The 3874-nt window shown below is 70.7% G+C and carries 5 protein-coding genes; 1 reads left to right on the plus strand and 4 read right to left on the minus strand.

The window, feature by feature from the left end; genetic code table 11:
* On the minus strand, positions 1-617 hold a 617-nt coding region (locus tag H5J29_RS24205; RefSeq protein WP_181783335.1), incomplete at its 3' end, for an NAD(P)-dependent oxidoreductase.
* Between the two features lie 219 nt (positions 618-836).
* Between H5J29_RS24205 and H5J29_RS24210 the strand changes: the two genes are divergently transcribed.
* Positions 837-2033, plus strand: a complete 1197-nt coding sequence (locus tag H5J29_RS24210) for a cytochrome P450 (protein WP_220187854.1) — start codon at positions 837-839, stop codon at positions 2031-2033.
* Between the two features lie 70 nt (positions 2034-2103).
* On the opposite strand, the gene H5J29_RS24215 is transcribed toward H5J29_RS24210, so the two are convergent.
* The 3 genes from H5J29_RS24215 to H5J29_RS24225 all read right to left on the minus strand — a co-directional run.
* Positions 2104-2340: a hypothetical protein gene (locus H5J29_RS24215; RefSeq protein ID WP_181783336.1), complete on the minus strand. Its 237-nt coding sequence runs from the start codon at positions 2338-2340 to the stop codon at positions 2104-2106.
* Positions 2337-3482 carry an amidohydrolase family protein gene (locus H5J29_RS24220; RefSeq protein WP_181783337.1) on the minus strand — a complete coding sequence of 382 codons (1146 nt, stop codon included), beginning with the start codon at positions 3480-3482 and terminating at the stop codon, positions 2337-2339. Before H5J29_RS24220 ends, H5J29_RS24215 begins: the two co-directional genes overlap by 4 nt.
* Positions 3483-3616: 134 nt before the next feature.
* Positions 3617-3874 (minus strand): hypothetical protein (locus H5J29_RS24225; RefSeq protein WP_376768566.1); only part of this gene is annotated, 258 nt, incomplete at its 5' end.

Here is a 3874-nt window from a genome sequence, read left to right on the forward strand (position 1 = left end):
CCGCCGCTCCCGGCCCGCAGCGCCGCCAGGAGCGCGGCCTCGTCGATGCCCAGCTCCCGGCCTGCCTCGACGGCCGCCAGGGTCAGCCTGCTGATCGCGCCGAACAGCAGGTTGTTCAACAGCTTGGTGCGCAGGGCCGTGCCGCGCGCCCCCGTGGGCAGGATCGGGTCCGCGTAGGCGGCGAGCACCCGTCGGGCGGTGGCGGTGTCGTCGGCGCTCCCGCCCAGGTACACGGTGAGGGAGCGGGCACACACGTCCTCCGCGGTACCGCTGAAGGGGGCGTCGACGACGCCGGCCCGCCCGAGCGCGGCGAGCTCGTCCAGCACGCGCGGGGTCCCCGTGGTGTGGGAGACGAACACGGTGTCGGGCCGCATCGCGGCGACCACCGGGGCGGCGACCTCGCGGAGCTGCGCGTCGTCGTAGAGACAGCTGACGACGACGTCCGCCTCGGCGACCTCGACCGCGGTGTCGGTGGGGCGGGCCCCGCGCGCGGCCAGGCGGTCACGGACCTCGGCCCGTCGCGCATGGACCGTGACGTCGTGGCCTGCCGCCAGCAGGCGCTCCACCATCGGCTCGCCGATCCGACCGGGGCCCAGGAGTCCCACTGTGGCGACCATCGGCGTCCATCCTCCTCGTTCGGGACGGGCCCCTCGGAGCTGCGGCGCCCTGAGGCAACGGTAGCAAATGAGGCTTCTTAATGGGTACCCGTCGGCCTGAAGTCGGTGCATCGACCTGCTGTCGACCGAATTGGGACTACCAAACTCCCCGGGTCGGTCCTAGAGTCCAGGCATCGTGCGCAGCTGTGACACCACCCGGAACTCGACGAGGAGTCGTGGATGACGAACACGCAACCCACCACCTGCCCGGTAGTCGACCACGTGATGACCCCCCCGCCCGTTCCGGCGCACGCGCTGTTCGGGCGGATGGACGGGATCCAGGACACCGCCCGGCCCGCCGCCAGGAGTGAGGAGGCGGGCGGCTACCTGATCTTCACCGACCAGGAGACGATCCTCGCCGGACTCCAGCAACCCGACCTCTGGTCCAGCTCGGTGATCGTCGCGACGGAGCCGAACCCGCAGTACAAGTGGATCCCGGTCATGCTCGACCCGCCCGAGCACACCAAGTGGCGCAAGGTGTTGGGCGGCTACTTCTCGCCGGGGCGCACCAAGGCGATGGCCGCGGCGCAGCACGAGCTCGCGGCGAGCCTGGTCGAGGAGCTGCGGGGGCGCGGCGAGTGCGACTTCGTGACGGACTTCGCCCGGGTCTTCCCGTCCACGATCTTCCTGCAGATCATGGGCATGCCCCGGGAGAAGCTCCCCGAGTTCCTGAAGTGGGAGGACATGATCCTCCACCAGAACAACGAGTCCGACCCGGACCGGAGTGTGCGCATGGCCGGCATGGGCGCGGTCACGCAGTACTTCGCCGGGCTGGTCGCCGAGCGCCGCGCGAACCCGGACCCCGACGCGCAGGACGTGGTGAGCGCCGCCGTCGGCTGGAAGATCGACGGTGAGCCCGCCTCCGACCAGGACGTGCTGAACTGCCTGCTGCTGCTGTTCATGGCGGGCCTCGACACCGTGGCCAGCCAGTCCAGCTACGCGCTGCTGCACCTGGCCACGCACCCCGAGGACCGGCGGCGGATCGTCGAGGACACCGCGGTGATCCCGCACGCGGTCGAGGAGCTCCTGCGGGCGTACCCGATCGTGCAGACGGCCCGCAAGGCCACCCGGGACGCCGAGTTCGCCGGGTGCCCGGTCAAGGCGGGCGACATGGCGGTGTTCCCGCTGTCCGCCGCGGGGCGGGACGAGGCGGCGTACCCGGGAGCCCGGACCGTCGACCTGGACCGGGCGGTCACGCGGCACATCTCGTTCGGCGCGGGCCCGCACCGCTGCCTCGGGTCGCACCTGGCCAGGCAGGAGCTCGCCGTCATGCTCGAGGAGTGGCACCGCCAGATCCCGGACTACGAGGTGGCGGGACCCTCCCGTGAGCACGGGGGCGGCGTGTGGGGCCTGGAGTCGCTGCCCCTGCGGTGGTAGCACGCGGTAGGGCGTGAGCACACGAACGAGAGGCCGGATCACCCGTGATCCGGCCTCTCGTTCGTGTGCCTCAGTCGTGTCGCGGGGACTGCAGGCGGCGCTTCGCCTCGTGCATGGCCGCGAGCCGCCGCGCGACGAGCTCCTTCTCGGCCTCGTCGTTCACGCCCGCCAGCTCCTGCTCGACCTCGGTGATGGCCTCCTCCAGCCGGGGGAGGGCCTCGTCGATGGTGAGCAGGTCCTGCTCGGTCCAGTCGGAGCGTCCCTCCTCGGGGCGCGCGCCGACCGGGCGCTCTCCGCCTGCGGTCATGCCGGGAAGTTGTAGAGGCGGCGGACGTTGAGCTCGACCATCTTGTGGACCTCCTCGTCCGGGACGTCGTGGAACGTCTCCGCGGCGCGCTTGCGGCTGTGCGGCCAGTACGAGTCCGAGTGCGGGTAGTCGCACTCCCAGGTGATCAGGTCGACGCCGACGTCGTAGCGGTTCTTGATGCCGAACATGTCGTCGATGAAGCACCCGTGGATGTGCTTGCGGAACAGGTCCGACGGGCGGATCGACTGGTTGATGTTCTGGTAGTAGCGGTGCCGCTCCCAGGTGGAGTCCATGCGCTCGAGCATGTAGGGGATCCAGCCGATGCCGCCCTCGGACAGCCCGACCTTCAGCTTCGGGTGCCGGTGGAAGACCGGGGAGAACAGCAGGTCCGCGGTGGCGTACATCGAGTTGCACCCGAAGAGCGCGATCATCACGGCCATCGGCGCCTCGGGCGCGGTGATCGGGGCCTTCCCGGACGTGCCGAAGTGCAGCGTGAGCGGCATGTCGGTCTCCTCCGCGGCGGCGAAGACCGGGTCCCAGTGGTCGGTGTGGAAGGACGGGAGACCGAGCGGGGAGGGGTTCTCCGGGAAGCCGATGCACTTCGCGCCCTTGGCGGCGGTGCGGTGGATCTCGGCGACGCACGCGTCGACGTCCCACAACGGCAGGATGACCATCGGGATGAAGCGGTCGGGTGCGGCGGCACACCACTCGTCGAGCTTGTAGTCGTTCCACGCCTGGACGCAGAGCAGGGCGAGCTCCTTGTCCCGGCCCTCGAGGAACACGGTGCCCGCGAACCGGGGGAAGGACGGGAAGTTGATCGCGCCCCACACGCCGTCGATGTCCATGTCGGCGAGGCGGGCCTGCGGGTCGTAGCAACCCGGGATCATCTCGTCGTACCGGGTCGGCTCGGTGCCGTATTCCTCCGGCTTCTTGCCCGCGACGGCGTTGAGCCCGATGTACGGGTAGATGCGGTCCTCGTAGCTCCACACCTCCGACGGCGGCCCGCCGCTCCGGCGCGCCTGCTCGACGATCCGCGGGCCCTGGTCCCGGAACCTGGCGGGCAGCCGGTCCGTCCACAGCGTGGGGTGCTCGATGAGGTGGTCGTCGGTCGACAGCAACTTCATGTAGGGCTGCAGCGGCATCGGTGCTTCCTCTCCGGCGTCGGTCGGGAGTCGGCCGCCCTCGACGGCCGTCCACCCGACACCGATGGTATTCGGTGACCTTATTTGCCACAAGGCGGCTGTGTGGCCGAGCGATCACCGCAGTAGTGACACCTTTATCCGTTCGCCGACTCGGACGGCGTCGCCAGCTCCCTCCGTACCCGGTGTTGGGCGAGGCCACGGTCACCGGCGACGATCGCGTCGATCACCGCGCACTGCGCCGGGGCCGTGCGGAAGGCGCTCGTGGGGGCCTCGTCACGGCCCATCAGGCCCTCGACCACGGCGAGGAACAGGTTCACCACGGGATTGTCGAGCAGCCGGGCCAACGCCACGGCGAACGAGGGCTCGGCCGCGACCGGTCCCGCGGCGGGCGG

The sequence above is a fragment of the Pseudonocardia pini genome (assembly GCF_013870575.1).
Classification (GTDB): Bacteria; Actinomycetota; Actinomycetes; order Mycobacteriales; family Pseudonocardiaceae; genus Pseudonocardia; species Pseudonocardia pini.